Origin of the sequence: Methanosphaera sp. ISO3-F5 (assembly GCF_034480035.2) — an archaeon.
In the GTDB taxonomy this organism is placed as follows: Archaea; Methanobacteriota; Methanobacteria; order Methanobacteriales; family Methanobacteriaceae; genus Methanosphaera.
The window spans coordinates 1,814,375-1,834,317 of the sequence record NZ_CP118753.2 but is presented as its reverse complement, the minus strand read 5'-3'; the positions used below and the strand labels follow the sequence as shown (position 1 = coordinate 1,834,317).

At 29.3% G+C, this 19,943-nt stretch carries 16 protein-coding genes; 6 read left to right on the top strand and 10 right to left on the bottom strand.

Translation table 11 applies throughout. The features are described from left to right. Window positions 1–24 precede the first annotated feature (24 nt). The gene (locus tag PXD04_RS19720; RefSeq protein WP_323736525.1) at window positions 25–2,226 is read left to right on the top strand and encodes an Ig-like domain repeat protein; all 2,202 of its coding nucleotides are present in this window, start codon (window positions 25–27) and stop codon (window positions 2,224–2,226) included. Between the two features lie 421 nt (window positions 2,227–2,647). Here the strand turns inward: PXD04_RS19720 and PXD04_RS19715 are convergent, their stop codons facing one another. Next, window positions 2,648–2,950, bottom strand: a complete 303-nt coding sequence (locus PXD04_RS19715; protein WP_323736524.1) for a nucleotidyltransferase domain-containing protein — start codon at window positions 2,948–2,950, stop codon at window positions 2,648–2,650. Between the two features lie 528 nt (window positions 2,951–3,478). Here PXD04_RS19715 and PXD04_RS19710 point away from each other — a divergent pair. After that, the gene (locus PXD04_RS19710) at window positions 3,479–11,179 is read left to right on the top strand and encodes an Ig-like domain repeat protein (protein WP_323736523.1); all 7,701 of its coding nucleotides are present in this window, start codon (window positions 3,479–3,481) and stop codon (window positions 11,177–11,179) included. A gap of 112 nt (window positions 11,180–11,291) precedes the next feature. On the opposite strand, the gene PXD04_RS19705 is transcribed toward PXD04_RS19710, so the two are convergent. From PXD04_RS19705 to PXD04_RS19690, 4 genes are all read right to left on the bottom strand, one after another. Next, a complete protein-coding gene (locus PXD04_RS19705) occupies window positions 11,292–12,359 on the bottom strand; it encodes a transposase (RefSeq protein ID WP_323736522.1) in 1,068 nt (355 codons plus the stop codon). Window positions 12,360–13,061: 702 nt separating this feature from the next. Next, on the bottom strand, window positions 13,062–13,304 hold the full coding sequence (locus PXD04_RS19700) for a hypothetical protein (protein ID WP_323736521.1): 243 nt from the start codon (window positions 13,302–13,304) through the stop codon (window positions 13,062–13,064). Between the two features lie 475 nt (window positions 13,305–13,779). Further along, the gene (locus tag PXD04_RS19695) at window positions 13,780–14,028 is read right to left on the bottom strand and encodes a type II toxin-antitoxin system RelE/ParE family toxin (RefSeq protein ID WP_323736520.1); all 249 of its coding nucleotides are present in this window, start codon (window positions 14,026–14,028) and stop codon (window positions 13,780–13,782) included. Window positions 14,029–14,063: 35 nt separating this feature from the next. Further along, window positions 14,064–14,309 carry a hypothetical protein gene (locus tag PXD04_RS19690; protein ID WP_323736519.1) on the bottom strand — a complete coding sequence of 82 codons (246 nt, stop codon included), beginning with the start codon at window positions 14,307–14,309 and terminating at the stop codon, window positions 14,064–14,066. Between the two features lie 226 nt (window positions 14,310–14,535). Between PXD04_RS19690 and PXD04_RS19685 the strand changes: the two genes are divergently transcribed. The 3 genes from PXD04_RS19685 (at window position 14,536) to PXD04_RS19675 (ending at window position 17,324) form a co-directional block, all read left to right on the top strand. Continuing rightward, the gene (locus PXD04_RS19685) at window positions 14,536–14,754 is read left to right on the top strand and encodes a hypothetical protein (RefSeq protein ID WP_323736518.1); all 219 of its coding nucleotides are present in this window, start codon (window positions 14,536–14,538) and stop codon (window positions 14,752–14,754) included. A 428-nt stretch (window positions 14,755–15,182) separates the two neighbouring features. After that, entirely contained in the window at window positions 15,183–16,352 is a 1,170-nt protein-coding gene (locus tag PXD04_RS19680; protein ID WP_323736517.1) for a hypothetical protein, read from the top strand. Window positions 16,353–16,367: 15 nt separating this feature from the next. Continuing rightward, on the top strand, window positions 16,368–17,324 hold the full coding sequence (locus tag PXD04_RS19675; protein WP_323736516.1) for a hypothetical protein: 957 nt from the start codon (window positions 16,368–16,370) through the stop codon (window positions 17,322–17,324). A 15-nt stretch (window positions 17,325–17,339) separates the two neighbouring features. Here the strand turns inward: PXD04_RS19675 and PXD04_RS19670 are convergent, their stop codons facing one another. From PXD04_RS19670 to PXD04_RS19655, 4 genes are all read right to left on the bottom strand, one after another. Continuing rightward, complete coding sequence (locus PXD04_RS19670) at window positions 17,340–17,906, bottom strand: hypothetical protein (protein ID WP_323736515.1); 567 nt, start codon at window positions 17,904–17,906, stop codon at window positions 17,340–17,342. A 221-nt stretch (window positions 17,907–18,127) separates the two neighbouring features. After that, on the bottom strand, window positions 18,128–18,391 hold the full coding sequence (locus PXD04_RS19665) for a hypothetical protein (protein WP_323736514.1): 264 nt from the start codon (window positions 18,389–18,391) through the stop codon (window positions 18,128–18,130). Window positions 18,392–18,447: 56 nt separating this feature from the next. Further along, on the bottom strand, window positions 18,448–18,624 hold the full coding sequence (locus PXD04_RS19660; RefSeq protein ID WP_323736513.1) for a hypothetical protein: 177 nt from the start codon (window positions 18,622–18,624) through the stop codon (window positions 18,448–18,450). Between the two features lie 35 nt (window positions 18,625–18,659). After that, the gene (locus tag PXD04_RS19655) at window positions 18,660–18,797 is read right to left on the bottom strand and encodes a hypothetical protein (protein ID WP_323736512.1); all 138 of its coding nucleotides are present in this window, start codon (window positions 18,795–18,797) and stop codon (window positions 18,660–18,662) included. Window positions 18,798–19,044: 247 nt separating this feature from the next. Between PXD04_RS19655 and PXD04_RS19650 the strand changes: the two genes are divergently transcribed. After that, window positions 19,045–19,233, top strand: a complete 189-nt coding sequence (locus PXD04_RS19650; protein WP_323736511.1) for a hypothetical protein — start codon at window positions 19,045–19,047, stop codon at window positions 19,231–19,233. A gap of 41 nt (window positions 19,234–19,274) precedes the next feature. Here PXD04_RS19650 and PXD04_RS19645 read toward each other — a convergent pair whose 3' ends face one another. Then, window positions 19,275–19,934: a hypothetical protein gene (locus PXD04_RS19645; RefSeq protein WP_323736510.1), complete on the bottom strand. Its 660-nt coding sequence runs from the start codon at window positions 19,932–19,934 to the stop codon at window positions 19,275–19,277. Window positions 19,935–19,943: the final 9 nt, after the last annotated feature.

Sequence of the window (19,943 nt, the reverse complement as noted above, 5' to 3'; positions counted from 1 at the left end):
GAATAGGAGAAAAAGTGACCAGAAATGAAGAAAAATAAAATCATCCTACTGATTACACTAATTCTACTACTGTTAAGTGTATCCTACGCAGCAGAAACAAGCAACACTACAACAAGTAATAAGGATACACCAACAACAGTACAAACAAGCACACAAAGAGTAGAACAAAGTGTAATAAAAGAAGAAGCCAATCATAATAAAGAAATAATGAAGATAACTCAACAAGAGAAAAATAATAAACAAGCAAATAGTGTGGATGCAAACAACTTTAAAGAATTATATTCGGCTTTATCAGATGATGAAACAGACTATAAAGATTTAACAATTAATCTAAAGTCAAACATTAAATTAGAAAATGACATGAGAATATCCTATAAATATAAAAATGTTGTTATAAATGGTAATGGAAAGACCATTGATGGTGATAATAAGTATATGTTCCTCGATTTTTATACAAAAACTGTAACATTACGTGACATTAAGGTTACTGAATGTTCAAGTTACAAAGGAGTCATTAATGTTTATGATGGAAAATTAACTCTGATAAATTCATCATTTACCAATAATAATGACAAAGTGATATCTGCTACTGAAAATAGTAATATAAATATTAAAAATTGTGTATTCACAGATAACAAATGTGGCAGTTCCGGTGGAGTAATATTTAATGAATATGGAGCAACCATAATTATTGATAACTGTAGATTCGAAAACAACACTGCAAGCAGTGGTGGGGCAATATATTTCGACAAAGGAAATCTAAGCATTACTAACTCATATTTTAATAACAATTATGCTGAATTTGATGGTGGATCAATATATTATGGATTTAGTGGTGATAAAGCCACGATAAAAAACACCATTTTTACCAATAATAATGCAAAGTCGAGTGGTGGGGCAATTTCTGCTTATGGTTCTTCCATCACCATTAAAAACTGTACTTTTAATAAAAATACTGGATATGAAGGAGGAGCTATCTATAATTATGGAAGCAGCAACAACATAATTCAAAATACATTCCAAAATAACAATGCAAATGAAAATGGTGGAGCAATATTCAACGAAGGAGGATATGAACATATAACATGGCCCGGAGACTATTGGAAATATTGTGGATCAAATAACTTAAACATCAATAAAAACATATTCACAAACAATACAGCCATTAATGGATCAGCCATATATAATCAAGCCAAAACCATGAAAATACAAAACAACACGTTCAAACAAAACAAAGCAAAAACAACAGGAAAATCAATAATAAATGATACAGAAACAATAATAAAAAATAATAAAAATATGGAATATTCAAGTTATAGTTCAACCATACACACAAGTTCAGAAACAGCTACAATAACAAATAATATATTTGATGACGGAATAACATACACAAAAATAAACATTAATGCTCCAAAAAACAAGGAATATAAAGATAAAATAACAATAAAAGGAAATTTAACTGACATTGATGGAAATAAAATAATAAACTCTAAAATAACAATCATAATCAACGGAAAAAAATACTCTAATAAGACAAATGCCAATGGTATTTACACAGTTAGTTTAACAGCAAATACACTGGGAAAAAATAACATAACAGTAACCTTTGCAGGCAACAAACAATATAATACAAGCACTGCAAAAACAACATTCACAGTCACCAAACGAACAACAAAAGCCACAATAACCAAGATAGCACAGAAAACCTATAAACAAAACATGACAATAACCGGTAAACTAACAGATAGTACAGGTACAATAATTAAAAATAGTAATGTAAAAGTTAAAGTAAACACGAAAACATACACCGTAAAAACTAACAGCAAAGGAATATACAGCCTCAAGGTTACAGCCAATAAGGTAGGAACCAATAACGTAACAGTAACCTATGCAGGAAACAAGTACTACAAAGCAGGGACAAAGAAGACCACATTTAAAACAGTAACACGTGCAACCAAACTAACAGTCAATAAAATCTCAACTACAAACAAGGGCAAAACAATAAAAATAACAGGTAAACTAACAGACAACCTCAAATCACCAGTCATGAACAGCCTGGTAAAAATCAAGATCAACAAGAAAACAGTGAGTGTAAAAACCAATAAACAGGGAGTATACACATACAACTACAAAACAACCAAAGGCACCAACACTGTCACAGTAACTTTTGCAGGCAGTACTAATTATAAAAAGACTAGTGTTAAGTCTAGTTTTAGTGTGAAATAGGTGAGTAAATATTTATTTTACTCAATTTCTTTTTTTAAATAATCTAAATTTTTAATAACTTTTTTTATTTTTGTTGTTCGTTATGCAGTTGTATAACGAAGAAAAACATAACATAAAAAATAATATCAAAAGAAAAAAAAAATCATCAAAATAATACATAACTAACATATTCTCTTAATATTTTAGCCCTTAAAAAATATTATTAAATAACAAAACTAAAATCCCCCAACATTCACACAATAACCTACAAGCCTATTCACCAAACCAGTATATTTATTAATTTCCACACATACCAATAAGTAATAATACTGTTCCAACACTAAAATGCATAATATGATATTGAAATTCTATACTTACCCGATTCAAAACCCAACTTACTAATTCCATAACATTATAGCAATTTAACAATGAATCAAATTCATCAAAGAATAATCCCTTCCTTTTTAATATTTTTAAAAAACGTGAAATCTTTAATTTGTTCTAACTTTTTTTCAGACATAATATGAGCTGAAACAAATTCTTCTTTATCTAAAACAATTTTAAAAACTTCATCCGAAACTATAGGTTCAATGATATCCTTAAAATCAGATACGATTAAAATATCAATATCTGAATATTCAGTATCATCACCACGAGCAACAGACCCAAAAAGAATAATTTCTTTAATGTATTCTGATCTAATTACCTTTGCAAAATCATGTGCAATTTGAATTCGATTATTCATTAACAACACCCATAGTAAAATCCTACAATAATCATCATTTACAATTAAATTATTATAATTATTGAATAAATAGCATTATTACTTTTTTATGGGACTGAATATATGTTTTTCTTTTCTTTTAAAAATCTTTTATTTCTGAGACATTAACTCAAGTTTAAAATATTTTTTTCTTGACAATTGTTTATGAACCCCCAATATCACCTTATTAAAAAATTACCCCCCCCCCCAACATCTAAAAAAAATCACATCAAAAACAACTTTAAAACGCTGAAAAATAAAAATAAACAACCAAAACGCCCCCCCCCCCTTATGATTAAAGAAAAACAACAAACCACTAAAATAAAAAAAGAAACACTCCCATCCATACAAAACAAAACCAATAAATAAGAATCTAAAAACAATATAACAACCACAAACTTATTAATTACCAAAAATAAACAATTAAACATATTCAAAACAGATTTAACAATAATCTAAATAATTTGAATATTATGTAAAATAAAATTGAATAAAAAAAAGTGAATTATTATGAAGAGTAAAATGAAATACTTCATAGTACTAATAACACTACTCTTTCTAACAATAAGTGTTGCAAGTGCTAGTGACAACACAACAACACACACAAACACAGACACACTAGAACAAACAACACACACGGTAGAAAAAGTAGCAACAAGTACAGAAGCCAAAAAAATAGAAAAACAAAATAATAATCATAATAAAAGTCTTAAAACAGAAGGGCAAACAAAAGATTATTACGTTTCAGACACGAGTGGACTAGACACAAACACTGGTACACAAGAAAGTCCTTTCAAAACAATACAAACAGCAATAGACAAAACAGGCAGCGATGCCACATATAACATACACATTGCTGAAGGAACATACAAAGGACTAAAAAACACTAACCTAACAGTTAATGGTAACAACAAAATTAACTTTATAGGTGCAGGTATAAATAAAACAGTTATTGATGGTGAAGCAAAATACGATATTGATATAACTCAATTTCATTGGGATTCAAGTGATATATGGGCACCTTATGTGAATGATTCAGGTAACTGGTTCATGAACATCACAACAGGAAAAGGAAACATCAAAATATCAAATTTTACAGTTCAAAATGCTTGGGCTCCTGGAGTAGATGGTGGAGATAGTATAAGGAAATATCCAATAGCAAATATTGATAATTATGGAAACCTCACAATAGATAATATTTACTTCTATAGAAACCATGGTGGAGTTGGAAGTGCAGTAAGAAACAATGCAAATTCTACATTACTTGTAAACAATTCAGTATTTGAAGGATGTCGTAAAAGTAGCAGTACTGGAAACGACGGAATCATATACAACAAGGGAACATCAATAATCTTTAATTCATTATTCGATAGTAATTATGCAAGATGGGGAACCATACTTAATGATAACAATTTAACAGTTATAAATTGTACATTACAAAATGGTATAGGTTATGATGGTCAAAGTGCTTATTTGTATGGAACTGGAATAGCTGCTAATTCAGGAGAAGCAGATTATTACCTCCGATATAATGTAAATACATCTACACAAGTTTTTAACTGTACTTTTATTAACAATGATCAAAGTGATATTAATATCAAAAGCGGAAATTTAACTCTTGTTGGTAGTAAATTCATAAATTCTACAGGAGTACTCCTAACAGATTTAACTGATGGAGATTATTCTTTCAATATTACGGGTAACACCTTCCTTGATGCTAAACCTATAATTACTAATCTTGTGACATCAGAATCAATATCATGGAGGTCTATTGAATCAAAGGTTAAAAATCATAATATGTACATTTCAAATAATAAAATTCATAATTGTTTATCGTCTTTGAAGTTTAATAATGCAATAATTAGAGGTAATGAATTTGATATATGTATTAGCGGTTCTAATTTAACTGTTGAAAATAATTATATTGTTACAAACGATTCTTTTACCGTATACGCACGTGAGAATAGTACTGTAACTAATAACTATCTTGTTGCAAGGGATACCTTCGGTGATGCATCAGCAGGGAGTTCTACCAATGTAAGGGATAACTTACCCAAAGAACCTGAAAAACCGATATATATTAAATCAACTGTAAGAACCCCTAGAAGTGGTACACTTGATGATCCAACAACAATATTTGATGCATTAACAAAAGTAGAAGAAAACGGTACAATAATATTACTACAAGGAAGTTACTCCTATGGTACAATAAATATTAACCCTGACACTTTAAAATCAGATGTTAAAACATTTTCAATTACCGGATTTACTTTCAACCCTACAATGAACGGATTAAACAGAAATTGTGTATTTAATATTTCCGAAGGATATAATATTAATATTAACAATATTAATTTCATTAATGGAAAAGGAGTAAATGGTGGATTTATCAGTACAGCTTCTAACTTATCAGTTATTGATTGTACTTTTACAAACAGTATTGCCGATAAAGGTGGTGCAATTTACATAACTGGAACAGGAAACATAAATTTAATAAACAATAATTTCATCAATATCCAAAGTAGTGATGAAACATTATACTTAAACAATACTGGAAACAAAAATCTGAAAAATAACCAATACACAAATTGTAGTATAAAAACAAATACAATAAAAATCAACAGGGAAAACACGGAACAAATCAACGTAAACGACACATGCAACATACAAATAAACCAGATAACACTAACAAATCCAACATACTATGATTCAAACATATTAGAAAACATTAATTATCTAATATATGAAAACGATGTTAACACCAAAAGCACTACAGAAAATAAATACTCAATAAATACTGAAATACCTATAGAAGTAACGACAAAAATAAGACCTGAATTCCTGAATGAATATTCCAATGAAATAACAGTGGATGTAAGATATGACACTCCAAGAGCTATTACAATGAATACAAATGACATACTTGCATTAGGAAATGATGAGATAACAACAACACTAATAGATGAATTTGGACTACCAGTAACAGATGCAACAGTATCCTATTATATAAACAATGAATTAATTGCAACAGTAAACGTGGAAAATTCACAAGCAACATTTACCTTACCTAATAAAGCATTAGGTGAATACACACTAACTACAACATTCAATGACACAAATAATAAATACATTAACCAAACAAAAAACAACTTACTAGTTATTTCTGACAAAATATTTGTAAGTCCTACTGTAACCAGTGCAGACTTCGGAACAATGGATAAACCAACAACAATCACTAATGCATTAAACATAATAAAAAACGATAAAACAATCCTATTATTACCTGGAAAATACTTACTTGACAATCAAATAATTATTAACCAAACATCCACACCAAATGCTAACAAATTCATAATTAGTGGTGAAAATGCAATACTGGATGGACAAAACAAAGGATACATTCTCGATATAGCACAGGGATATGATATTTTAATAGAAAAAGTCACATTCACAAGAGGTAAAGGTAGTTATAGAGTATCTCCTACATCTCCAAATATAATAACAGTGAATGGTAAATTAACATTAAACCACACAACAATACAAAACATCAACTCAGTAGATGGATATGATATACAAAATTATGGAGAATTAGTTATTGATGAGAATAATACTTTCAAGAACATCCGCAGTAGTAGACTAATTGGTGGAAATGTAAAAATTAATAATAATAATATTTTCGAAAACATCAACTGTGTGTTAAGTATAATCTACTCAAATAATGGTTTCATAAACAATTCACAATTTATAAACTGTCACTTCAATGCTACTTCAAGTAATGGTTTAATTGAGGGAACAAATATTACAATATTAAACAATTCATTCATTGGTTGCAGTGCAACAAGTAAAGGAGCTGCAATAGGAATAATTAATAATGGTACTGTAATAAATAATACCTTTATTAATAACACTAGTCCAACCGAAACAATATATGTAATTAACCCTGATTTAGTAACTATCAAAAACAATACATACATTAATACAACAATTGGAATAAACATCCCAACAATAAGTTTAGAACCATACACAAGTCCAATAAAACTAGGAGATACATTAACAGTTAATGTAGGAGAAATAACCCTTAAAAATCCAACATTCTATGATTCAGACTTATTAGATAAAATGGAGATATACGGTTATATCAACGATGAAAAAGACATTCAAATAACAAAAAATACACCACAATACACAACCACATTAAAAGTAGCAGATGAAGTTACAATATACGTAAAAACAAGCGAATCCAACATAATATCCAATAAAATTGAATTAGACGTTCAAAATGGAGAACTACTAAATGTTCTAATAAAAACTGAACCAATCAATGCAATTAACGGAGAATCAACAAGTTTCAACATACAAGTAACAGACAAAGAAAACAATCCAGTAAGTGATGGAGGAATAGTAACACTATATGATGAAAACAATAATATAATCGCACAAAACACTACAAAAAATGGAATAACAACACTAAACACAAACATCTTAAAACACATTGGACAAAAAGATTTCAAAATAACTTACAACACAACAGCAACCTACAATAACAAAACAAGCACAGTATCAATTACAACAACTTCACGTGAAGTTTATGTAAGCCCAGACATATTCGAAGCTCAAGAAGGAACAATAGACAATCCAACAACAATAGAAGATGCAATAAGTAAAGTAGCAAACAATGGAGTAATATACTTATTACACGGTAGTGATGGAATTTACTATGCAATAAACCAAATAGACATAAATGATTTAACAACAAAAGCTTCAGTAAATACCTTCAACATTACATCATATACCGGTACTGTAACATTTGATGCTTCAAATGTACCACACCTATTTACTATTGCACAAGGATACGATATTACCTTAAATAATGTTTCAATAAAAAACAGCAAAAACACTGCCATATGTAACAATGGTACATTAACACTAAATGGAGAAGCAAAATATGAAAACAATATAGAACAAGGTGATAGAAATAATTACGGATTTATTAATAATCAAAATGCAACATTATACATTATTGGAAAAAATGAATTTATAAATAATCGAGGAACTACTGCAGTAATTTATTCTTATAAACCTAGTACAATTATCATAAATGGAGAAAATAAATTCATCAATAACACATCTCTAAATGCTGGTGGGGTAATATATCTTCAAAGCGGTGGAACATTAATAATAAATGGATGCAACATATTTGAAAATAATAAAATAGATAATAATGGACGAGCAGGTGGAACTGGAGGTGCAATTGCATTTACTGGCCAATCAGGAATAATGAATACAATTATCATAAATGGAAGCAATATTTTCGAAAACAATAGCGTTCATGGAAATAGTAGATGTTATGGTGGAGCATTAGGCATAAGAGCAAATTCAGTCGACATAAATGTATTAATAAATGGAAGCAATATTTTCAGCCAAAATAAAATAGATCCTGGTACCTACGACATAACAGGTGGTGCCATATACGCACTAATGAATAAAGGTAATTTAACAATAAACGGTACAAACATCTTCGATTCTAATAAAGCATATGGATATGGTGGAGCAATTTATTTCCAAGGATTAAATTTAAATATAACCGGAAACAATCAATTTATCAATAACGAAAATATTAACAAAACAACAATTCTAGACCCTATAACAAACAGGGGAATTATTACCATTATACCACAAGCCCAATCCGTAATTAACATTGACGGAACAATCTTCCAAAACAATACAGCAGACTTACAAGGACCAATAAACTTTGTAATAAGCAATCCTAATGTTAAAATAAACATTGAAAACAACACAATCAAAGAAAATAATGGAAACATAAGCATACTATACTTCACAGCCAATAACATTAACGGCTTAGAAGTAAACATTACCAACAATACATTCCAAGACAATACAGCAGAAGAAGAAACAATATACTTCACACAAGAATTTACAAGAAACATACAAGACAACAAATACATCAACACACCAATAGGAATACAAGAATTAACAATCTCATCAGAACTAGAAAACAAAGAAGTACAAGTAAAAGTAATGATTCCATTAAACATCACAGCAGGATTAGTAAACCCAACATTCTATGACGAAAATATACTAGACAAACTAAACTATGAAGTATACGTAAACAACCAAAACACTATTAACAAAACTACTAACAACTTTAATATTGAAGCCAAATACTTTGAAGAAACACAAGGAAAAGAAGAAATAAACATAAAATACTACAACCAAACATCAAACACAATAATCATCAACATAAAAAGAATAGCAAGTAACATTACAGTAACAAGTCCTTCAGAAAACACAGTAAACAAAACAACACCAATTACAATAATGTTATTCGATGAAGAAGGAAACCTAATCAGAAACACAACAATCAACATGACAATAAACAATAAAACAGAAGAAGTTACACTTGTAAATGGTGCAATAGTATATGATTTCACACCTGAAACAGTTGGTAACACTACAATTAAATTCACATTTGCAGGTAATGATACACTAAACCCAACAGAAACAGAAACCACAATAAATGTTGTAGCAGATAAAGATAAAATCATTGAAGATCTAAACAAAAACTTAACCGAAACAACAGAAAAACTAGAAAACACAACACAAAAAGCAGAAACACTAGAAAAACAATTAAAAGATGCAAACCAAACCATCAATAACCAAAAAACAACACTAGACAACCTTAACAAAACACTCACACAAACACAAAAAGACCTACAAAACGCAAACAAAAAAATAACAGAACAAAACCAGACAATAAACAACCTAGAAAAACAACTAACAGACGCAAACAACAAAATCAACAACCTCAACAAATCAAACAATGACTTAAACAACAAATTAAATGATGCCAACAAGAAAGTAGACAACCTAACAAACGCTAATAACAACCTCAACAAACAATTAGCAGATGCAAACAAGAAAATAGATACACTAACAAAACAGAACGCTGACCTAGAAAAACAGTTAGCAGACCTAAAACAAAAAGTTGATGCATTAACAAAAACCGTGGACACTCTCAACAAGACAGTAGCTGCACGTGACAATACTATCAAAGAACTAACCACAAAAGTAGCAACCAAAATAACTGTAAGTAAAATTAACACTACAACCTATGCAGGTAAAGTAACTGTTACTGGTAAAGTAACAGATAAGAATGGTAAAGCATTAAACAATATGCCTGTAAGTATTAAGATCAACACTGGCACAACCAAAGCAGTAACTAATGCAAATGGAGTATACACATACACCACAAGTGCATGGAGTGTTGGCACCAGTAATGTAACAGTATCCGCAATTGCTAATGATAAATACACTACTAGTAGTGCTAAGACTACCTTCAAAGTAAGTAAGGCTAAACCTGTGCTTAAACTTAACAGTATCAGTGCTGTTAAATATAAAGATAAAGTAACAGTTACTGGTTCACTCATGGACAACAATAACAAAGCAATAAGTGGAGCACAAATCACACTTAAAATTAACAGTAAATCAGTTACTGTTAAAACAGGTAAGGATGGATCATTCACCTACACCACCAGTGCAACAAGTATGGGAACCAACAATATAACCGCAACCTATAATGGTAACACCAAGTACAATAAAGTAACTGGTAAAACTACCTTCAAGGTTAATAAACAGAACCTTATATTAACTGTTGATAGAGTTGCAAGCGGTCTTAAATTCAAAGATCCATTAGTTGTTGGTGGAAGACTAGTAGATGGTAATGGTAAAGCAGTAGCTAATACTCAGGTAAGCTTAAAATTCAATGGTAAAACATACAAAGCAAAAACAGATAAAAACGGTTACTATAAAGTAACAACACGTGCAACAACTATGGATAAAAACAACTTAACAGTAACATACGCTGGTAACAAATATTATAATAAGGCAACTGCTAAGACAACATTTACTGTTGCTAAACAGGACATAGTTATAACATTCAATACTGTAAAATACAGTAATGGTAAAGTAACTATCAGTGGTACTTTCACAGACCGTAACAGACACGCACTAATGAACAGTCTTGCTCGTATAACATTGAACGGTAAACAGGGTACAGCAAAAACAGATAAAACAGGTACTTTCACTTACACTTCTAAAGCAAGTAAAGGTACTTATAAGGTAACTCTTGCTTATCCGGGTAATGCTCGTTATAATGCTTATAGTAAAACTAGTACTGTTAAAACAGCTTAAATAAGTAATATGATTGAAGTTAATAAGCATAACTTCAATTTCCACTTTCTATTTTTTTTTATGGGATTTAATTTTTGGGTATTTTCTTTTCTTTTTATAGTCTTTTAGGGGTCTAGATTATTCGTCCTTCAGAAAGCATTTGTAAGTCTGTTTTTGTTGTGTATCCTTGATTAATTATTAAGGATGCTAATAATACAGTTAGTAATGTTGTTTTTTTAACAGATTCTGTTGTATATTTGTGGAAATGTTTTAAATTTAGTCCTTCTTTAAGGAATTTAAAAAAGTCTTCGATATGGCTTCTTACATATTTAATTCTTTTTCTTTTGATTATGTTTTTACAAAATGAGTTTGCTAATTTTATGAATTTACTTTTATTTTCTTTATCTTTTTTGTTTTGTCTGAAATATTCTAATGGACAGGTTAATGCGTTGTTTAGTTTTTCTATGTTGAAATTGGATTTAGTGAGGATTAATGGTTGTATGTGGTATTTTTTTAAGCCTATTTCATAGTTTTCATAACTATAATATCCTCTATCAGCTAGTATTTTATCATTGTGATGTAATAAGTGGTGTTTTTTCATTTGTTCAAGTATTTCTGAGAATATTTGACTGTCATGGGGTGAACCTGGATGTATTATGAATAAAACAGGCATCATGGTATTGTAATCCAGTACAAAAGTTCCTTTAAAGCCTATATAGAAGCCAATACTTGTTCCATGACCCCATTTTGGATCTTTATTTTCAAGATTTTTCTTGGAAATCTTCTTACTATCAAAATTATAATCAACATCCAATGGAGTTGCATCAAGTAAATAAGTATGTGATTGAACTCTATTATTTCTATTAAGATATCTGAGTATCATATTGATAGTTTTTTCTATTGTTTGAGCAGAAAAACGTCCAATAAGTTCTGTAACCTGAGAAACTGATAACACAGTTTTAACATTAAAAAAAGATCTAACTTCAGGTTTCCTATTTATCTCATCAATGATATATGAAACCTTTAAATTAAAAAATTGACTAATAAAAATAACTTTTAAAGTAAAATTAAACTTATTCAATGGTTTTATACCATTTGAAGCTATTATTTGTTGGATTCTTCTAGAATCAATAATATTAAATATTTCTTCTAACAAACTAGTATATGGGTTGGAATTATCGAAATTTAAACCTAATAACATTTAACTCACTATTAATATGTTTATTAAAGGTTTTATTTAAATATTTCGATAATAAAAACCTTTCATAAAAATCCAAGTAAAAATCAAATGTATTATTTTTAACCAAGATTAATTAAATGTTTAATACTAAAAAATCAGCGTTTTTAGGTCGTAAAAAAATATTAATTTTCTAGACCCCTATAGTCTTTTATTTCTTGGGATTTTATTATTGTTTAAAATATTTTTTTTCTTGATAATTGTTTATAATGTTTAATATGGTCCGAGTAGTATCCAATAAATGGATTAAATGAAGTTAATTGTAATTATTTGTATTGTCATCATCATTAACACTATTTATTGTTAAAATCGGAGTCAAAAGAATTATATTTCAGTAATGTCTAGTTTGTTCGTAATGTATATGGCAAAAAATCAGCGAAAATATGCAGAACAATTATATTTAGTAATGCTTTCCATATTTTTCATCTACTTCTAATGGATTATGATGATAAATTTGAACCGTGTCTATTATGATTTCATAGAAATCATGCACATTTTTTGTATCGATTCTTGAGTTAAGATAAGTAATTGTTTCAGATAACATGAAAATGGGGAGGTATTTTTATCTTCTTTATCCACTTGTGGAAATAATTCTTTTGTTCGTTTATGCTTTTTGGTATCTTTTTCATTCATTAATGCAATATAATAAGTACTATCAATTATAAATCATGTTATATTTTTTTTTCCTTCTGATATTTTCTTTTTTATGTTAACACTATCTTTTCCATCATCTTTAACTATGGCAATGATTTCAGATAGGGATCTTTTTTTTCTAAATGAAACTTCAGCAATCTGTTTTTCCTTGTTGAGTTTCCATTGAATTATACAATCATTATCCACATTTAACGCTTTTTTAATAGCTTCTGGTACTACAGTCTGTGAACCACGATATAATTTTGTTTCGATCATTAATTATCCTCCTTATGTTTAATATATTATAGCAAGTGGTATAGATATGTTGTTGATAAAATAATAATTATTGATAAATCAAGATTATCATATAGAAATGGTGTTTAGGTGCTTAAAATCTTTGGTCAATTGGAGAGGGACACAGATAATTATAACACTACATAGCATCAATAAGATTTATGTAAGAATTAGTATGTTTTTATATGTGGAATGTGATTCATCATTATAGGATAATGTTTTCTGAGGAGTTTTTTTTCTCATCCTTTACTTATTAGTGTGATGATTTGTATATGAATGGTTTTCATGTGTAAGTATTGTTTATTTTGTTGAAATATGAGTTTATGGTTGAATATGAATGTTTTATGAAAAATATTTTATTATTTTTTTTTGTATGTGAGTTTTTGTGGATTATTTTTTCGTAATATTATAGTATAGCGAAGAAGAAAAATTTTAAAATAATAATATAGTAAAGAGATTAATCCCACTTTTTATAAATATGCTTCCGAAGACCAATATCAATTAGTTCTACAAATCCTGCATTATCTGAGATATAATAAATAACACGATAATCACCAATTCTAGTTTTTTTACATTTTGGACATTTTCGACTTCTAAAAGATTTTTCCGCACATAAATATGGATTTTCAGATAATTTTAATATTTTTTTCTCTATTCGTTCAATTAATTCCACATCATCAGAATGTTTATCAAAAAATTTTTCCACAGTCTTATCTAATAAAAACTCTATAACTCATATTATCATTCGTATTTTTTTCTTAAATCCTCAAGATCAACTTCGACAGTTCCTTCATAATTTCCATTTTCAAATTGTCTAATTCTTTCATTATAATATGCAGCCTGTTCATCTGTAAAATCATCCAAATATTCTTCTTCGTATGCTGATATTAGTCTTCCAATGATATCATTATATGTTTCAGATTTTAAACCCAAATGGGAAAGTTTAGTATGAATTTCTTCTGATACTCGTATTGTTTTCATAACCATTGAAAACCACTCCCGTATATTAATATTAATTAGTTAAACATAGATATAATTATTATATATATTATATTTAATCAAAATTTTATACTAGAAACATCAATCTCATTAGACATCAACATTGGTAGTAATGTGTCTCGGAGTTTTTGTATGAAACATTATTTATTGTTAAATCCCATATTGAAAAATATAAGAAAATTGAATTGGAATTATTAAGGGAGGAATTATTGAAATGATGATTACATTAATCAAAAGACTGAAAGGTACTGATGTCATTAAAGATTTAACTCAAAAATATGGTTCTAAAAAGGAATTGGAACGTTTATTTAATCAAACAAGTAATATGGAAATGTTAATTGATTTAGAAAATTGGAATTTTTTCTTAGAAAATCCTAATGAAACTATTGAAAAAGGAGAAGCTTTAGTAACTAATAAAATTAATTTATCATAACTAGATTTCGAAGTTCTATCTGCAATTAAATACAATGAAATAACTTCCATTAGGGATTTAGCCGATAAAATGCATAAAGATGTTAAAACTATTCAACCCAAAGTTCATAAATTATATGAAAACGGTTTTATCCAATTAATCGATGGAAATAAAAATAGTAAAATTCCCATTTTAAATTATGATGAAATTAAATTAGAAATATGATATTTTTTTCATCAATCTTATTTTTAATTTTATCTTTGCTAAATTTAGATAGCCTATGACATAATATTAGATTATTACTTTTGAAAAAAAGGTTAATTATTTTAGAATAATACGTTTTTCTATTTAAAATAATTTATGCCAAGTCTCATTGGAAATGATAAATTATAATATTGGTAGAGGAATAGAGTTATTATTATAATGATTGATGGAATGGTGGGAATTATATGATTGATAGTAAGTATCAGTATTTGAAGACTATTACGAAGCAGTTGTATAATATGCGGACGAAGGATATTGGTAAGGAAGTTGATGGTACTACGCCTCCTTCTGTTTTTATTGGAAGTTATAATTATCCTAAAGTGTTTGCTGGTCCTCTTCTTGCTCCTAGTTTTGATGATTCTGCCATCATGGATAGGCCGGAGGAATGGATTGCTAGTAATGCTTCACAACAGGATATTATTGGTTACCGTTTGAATCTTGTGCGTGGTAAGCAGACTATTGGTATCAAGGATTTGGAGAATAATTATATTGAGAAGTTGCAGGAGATTTCTATGGCTTCCAAGTCTATTGCCAGTGAAGCTGAGTTTAATAAGAAGCCTGTTGGTATGACGTTCAGTGCTGAGAATGCTCCTCATGGTCCTAGTGCTGAGTTGAAGAAGTTTGATATTGATAATGTCAGGTGGGATCATCAGTTAGAGAAAACTTATTATGATACTGATCTTAGGGCTGCTGATGCTGTGGAGATACTGCATGATAAGAATGTTCCTTTTTCTCAGATTCAGAAGGCTTTTAGTGTTGGTACTATGGGTGAGAAGAAGAATAGGAAGCTTGTTCCTACCAGGTGGAGTATTACTGCTGTGGATAGTACTATTGCGGATAGGCTTCTTGGTAATGTTCGTCATTATGATATTCTTGATATTTTCAGGGTTTATGAGTTTGAGAGTTTGAATAATTATTATGCTATTTTGGAGATGCCTACGCAGTGGCAGTATGAGTGGATGGAGGCTTTTCTTGATGTTAAGGGGAAGGGTAGTATGATTTTCACTGATTGTGAGCATAATAAGGGTAAGAAGGAGTATAGTCGTGTTGGTGGTTGTTATTATACTGCTAAGATGGCTATTTTGGAACAGTTAGAGGCTGATAAGTTGCAGGCTGGTTGTATTGTGTTCCGTGAGGCTAATGAGGATTATATTCCTTTGGGTGTGTTTAATGTGCGTGAGAATATTCGTCATGCTATGAAGGAGAAGCCTCGTGAGTTTGAAACTATGAGGCAGTCACTTGATTATATTGAGGGTAAGCTTAAGTTAAGTGTTGATGATTTTAGGCGTGCCAGTCAGTTGCTTGATGAGGTGTTGAAGGAGAGACAAACTACTCTTGATGCATATTTTTCCTAGGGAGTTGGTAGATTGTTGGAGTTTAAGAAGATTAGTTGTGATACATTAGGTGTTATGAGGGATGCATTGTGTTCTGGTGATGATTATTATATGATTGCTAGGGAGAGGATTGGTGATTTGATTGCTTCGTCTGATGTTCATATCTTGAATAGTGCTAATAGTTGTCTTTTGTGTGTTGCAGAGGCCGTGGGTGGTCCTGTTCTTGTTTGTGATATGGGTGGTTGGAATGGTTTTATCAGGTCTTGTGAATTATTTGATAAAAAAGTAGAATATCTTGAAACTGATTATGGTCTGATAAATATTGAAGTACTAGGCAATTATCTTGAAGAACATGACATTAAATCATTGTATATTACAAGCCTTGCAGGTTATACTGCACAACAGCCACTGGAGAAGATACAGGAGTTATGTGATGTACATGATGTGGTGCTTATCATTGATGTTTCTGGGACACTTGGAGATGAAAAAAACCGTGAACTCGGAGACATACAAGTAGCATCCACTGGAAGCCCCAAAATAGTTAACATAAAAAACGGGGGATTCATATGCAACATAACAGATAAAATAGAGTTTAATAAACATTTGCTTAAAAGCCTGAAAGCAGATAATGTTACCTGTGCTGGAATAGCCAATGAAATAAGAAAAGCACCCGAAATACTTGAAAAAAGCATACAAGTAAACAGGCAAGTAAAAAAAACACTACTAGAAAATGAAATACCAGTCATACACCCAGAATACAATGGCTTGAATACTATAATTCCTGTAAGTAGTAAAAAACGGGCAAAAACATTGGCATATAATATGAGAAAACGGTTAAATATGGATGGAAATATTATAACAACCGGGCCCAACTATAATCGGATAAAAAAGGCAAGTATCAACATTGAAGTGAAAAATTTAAACATGGACCCGGTCACAGCATCTGATATTAACTGCCTGTGTGAGATTATCATTGATGAATTAAAAGAATAACCACCCCCTAAAACATTATTTAATTATTTTGTATCCTTTTCTTTTATTATCCCTTCTTCTTGAATCATACAATATTAATGAATGAACATTAGGATTTGATATTAACACTTTCCAGACTTTATATGTTGTTTCTATGAAGTCCCTGTTTAATTCCAGATTATCACGTATTATTGGACATTCATAGGGAAATTCATTTTCATCCAGTATAAGATGAAACTTCCCATCCCCTGTTATATGTGGTACTAGGGGAAATGTTCTGCATTGGATTGGGCGCAGCTTCCTATCACAGTGTGGTGGATTATTACATTCTACTATAAATACATCATCCTTCCATGAACGAGGATAATCTAATTCTCTTGGATCTATATAATATACTTCAAAGTATTCACTGTCATCATACATAAGTTCTTCACCTGGAAGCAGGTACAATACTAAATCCTTGTTGGGACAGTCATCTTCATCGTAGAGACAACATACTTCCCCACATAACTTGCCACAATCATAGTCCAGGGGTGATACTTTATCAAGGACATCGTATAGTTTTTGTATGCTTTTTTTCATTTCTTCTGGCGTTATCTGCATTTTTTCCCTTCTTTGATTTTTTTCTTTGTTTTATTTTTCTGTAGATTATCAGTATTATATATGTCAGGTTTAGCAGTGCCAGAATGTGTGGGTATTTTAACACCATTTTCAGTAAAATCGCATTCCTCTCACCCCATCGCTTTAATTTTAAGTTAAATCTTGATAAAAAATCCTTTTATAGTTTTATAACATTTTTTTTCACATGCTTTGGAGCAAAATCTTCAAATATTCTTTCTATGATATTGCTTGTGCTTTCGATTTTTTGCATTTTCAAGGAAATATGTTAAGTTTTTAAAATACGGTGCTGATTTTTCATTAATTATGTATTGAATCACTTCGGGAAAGTCATTTATTTTATTTTTCAAGTTTTCTACGATTTTTACTACTTCTGTTTGAGTTTTTACATCATATATTTCATATAATTCTGGTAAAAACTTTTTATATTCTTTTATTTTTTTCCTCGGGTAGATTGTTATCTTTAACATATTTTCTGATAATTCTATTGTTATTTTGTTTAAAATGGAATTTACAAAATTGATGTTTAAATCCTAAAGCATTGATGGGAGACATATATTCGAGTTTTAAGTCTGTTGATGGCTTTTCGTTCTTGATTTGATGTGGCTTCTTTGAGAAATTTTAGTACTTCTTCTTCTGTTTCATCTTCAACAACTTTATAAGCTACAATAGTATCATAAGATACATCCACTAAGACTAACAAAACACGTATTTGTCACTGATTTCTTTTATTTTTATTCATAAAGCATCAGATGCATAATATCCTGAATATTCTTTAATATTTGGATTAAAATGAATATGATAATCGACTAAGATGTCTTGAATTTCTTGATGGGATATCTTAATTTCATGTACTTTTGTAGATATTAAATACATTGATTTTTTCCAGTTCTTTTTCTCAGATTATTATGCTGAAATAGTTTATATGAAGATAAACAACCTGTATGTGCAGAATGTGGTTGTAAAATGGATAATAATGGTCACGGGTGTTTAAACTTAATAATTAGAATGTATTCGTAAAGAACAATATATTTGTTCTAAATGTGGTAAAACACGAGTAACTTCATTAGAACTTTTTATCAAGGAATAATCTAATTATTCATTGGACATATGTGAAAAATGTTTGAATTATGAATACATTAGTTATTTATCCTATGAAAAGAAGGCTGAAATGATACGTTTTAAAAATAGTGTAGAAATGTCACGGCAAACAGCATACTATTTCGAATCAATATATGGTGACGATTTTTTTAACAGACGAGAAGAACAATGGGCTATGTTTTTAAAAGAGAAGTACTTTGTGTACTCATGATATATTAAATTTAGATTTCATGCAAGTTAATAATTAGCAAGTTATAGATAGTCATCTTTTCCTTTTACTTTGTTAAATTGAAACTCTTTGATTTTAGATACTCCTTCATAGCAATCTTTATCAAATGTAATAAAATCTAAATGAATATTATTCCTTAAATTAAAGTCATGAGCATCAAGAACAATTTCATCATCAGGGGAATGAACATTCAAAGACTTTAATTTATTTTTCAAATCAAGATATTTTTCAGTTCGTTTTTCTGTTAAAAAAGTATTTTTTTCCCATTCTTCTTTTCTGCAATAAAGTAAATGTTTCAAGTCTTTTAAACAATTGTTTATTGCTTGAACAAAAGAAGTGTATGTTGGAAATCTTTCATTAACATAATTATACCAAAATTTGTCTAAAGAACTTAAAATTTGTTCACGTTTTTTACTTCTAGAATAATTTCTAAAAACGTATTTTTTTAATTCATTGAATGAATAATTATGGAAATTTTCAGGTTTTAAATAATTAACTAAGTCTTTATAAAACTTAACTAAAATTTTCCTTTTATTTTCAAATACTTGTTTACATTCATTTTTAACCATTTTTGACCAAAAAATACGTTCGTATTCTTTAAAAACTGACATTGATTTATTATTCAGAGGATCAATAGAGAACATATATGCAATAGAAACATTAGTGTCTACAAATGATTTCATAAACATATC

Bases quoted from the DNA above. Each gene is read 5' to 3' on its own strand.
- PXD04_RS19705 (WP_323736522.1), bottom strand. From the start codon at position 12,359: ATGTTATTAGGTTTAAATTTCGATAATTCCAACCCATATACTAGTTTG.
- PXD04_RS19685 (WP_323736518.1), top strand. From the start codon at position 14,536: ATGATGATTACATTAATCAAAAGACTGAAAGGTACTGATGTCATTAAA.
- PXD04_RS19665 (WP_323736514.1), bottom strand. From the start codon at position 18,391: ATGTTAAAGATAACAATCTACCCGAGGAAAAAAATAAAAGAATATAAA.
- PXD04_RS19690 (WP_323736519.1), bottom strand. From the start codon at position 14,309: ATGGTTATGAAAACAATACGAGTATCAGAAGAAATTCATACTAAACTT.
- PXD04_RS19715 (WP_323736524.1), bottom strand. From the start codon at position 2,950: ATGAATAATCGAATTCAAATTGCACATGATTTTGCAAAGGTAATTAGA.
- PXD04_RS19710 (WP_323736523.1), top strand. From the start codon at position 3,479: ATGAAGAGTAAAATGAAATACTTCATAGTACTAATAACACTACTCTTT.
- PXD04_RS19700 (WP_323736521.1), bottom strand. From the start codon at position 13,304: ATGATCGAAACAAAATTATATCGTGGTTCACAGACTGTAGTACCAGAA.
- PXD04_RS19645 (WP_323736510.1), bottom strand. From the start codon at position 19,934: ATGAAATCATTTGTAGACACTAATGTTTCTATTGCATATATGTTCTCT.
- PXD04_RS19720 (WP_323736525.1), top strand. From the start codon at position 25: ATGAAGAAAAATAAAATCATCCTACTGATTACACTAATTCTACTACTG.
- PXD04_RS19680 (WP_323736517.1), top strand. From the start codon at position 15,183: ATGATTGATAGTAAGTATCAGTATTTGAAGACTATTACGAAGCAGTTG.
- PXD04_RS19670 (WP_323736515.1), bottom strand. From the start codon at position 17,906: ATGCAGATAACGCCAGAAGAAATGAAAAAAAGCATACAAAAACTATAC.
- PXD04_RS19655 (WP_323736512.1), bottom strand. From the start codon at position 18,797: ATGTATTTAATATCTACAAAAGTACATGAAATTAAGATATCCCATCAA.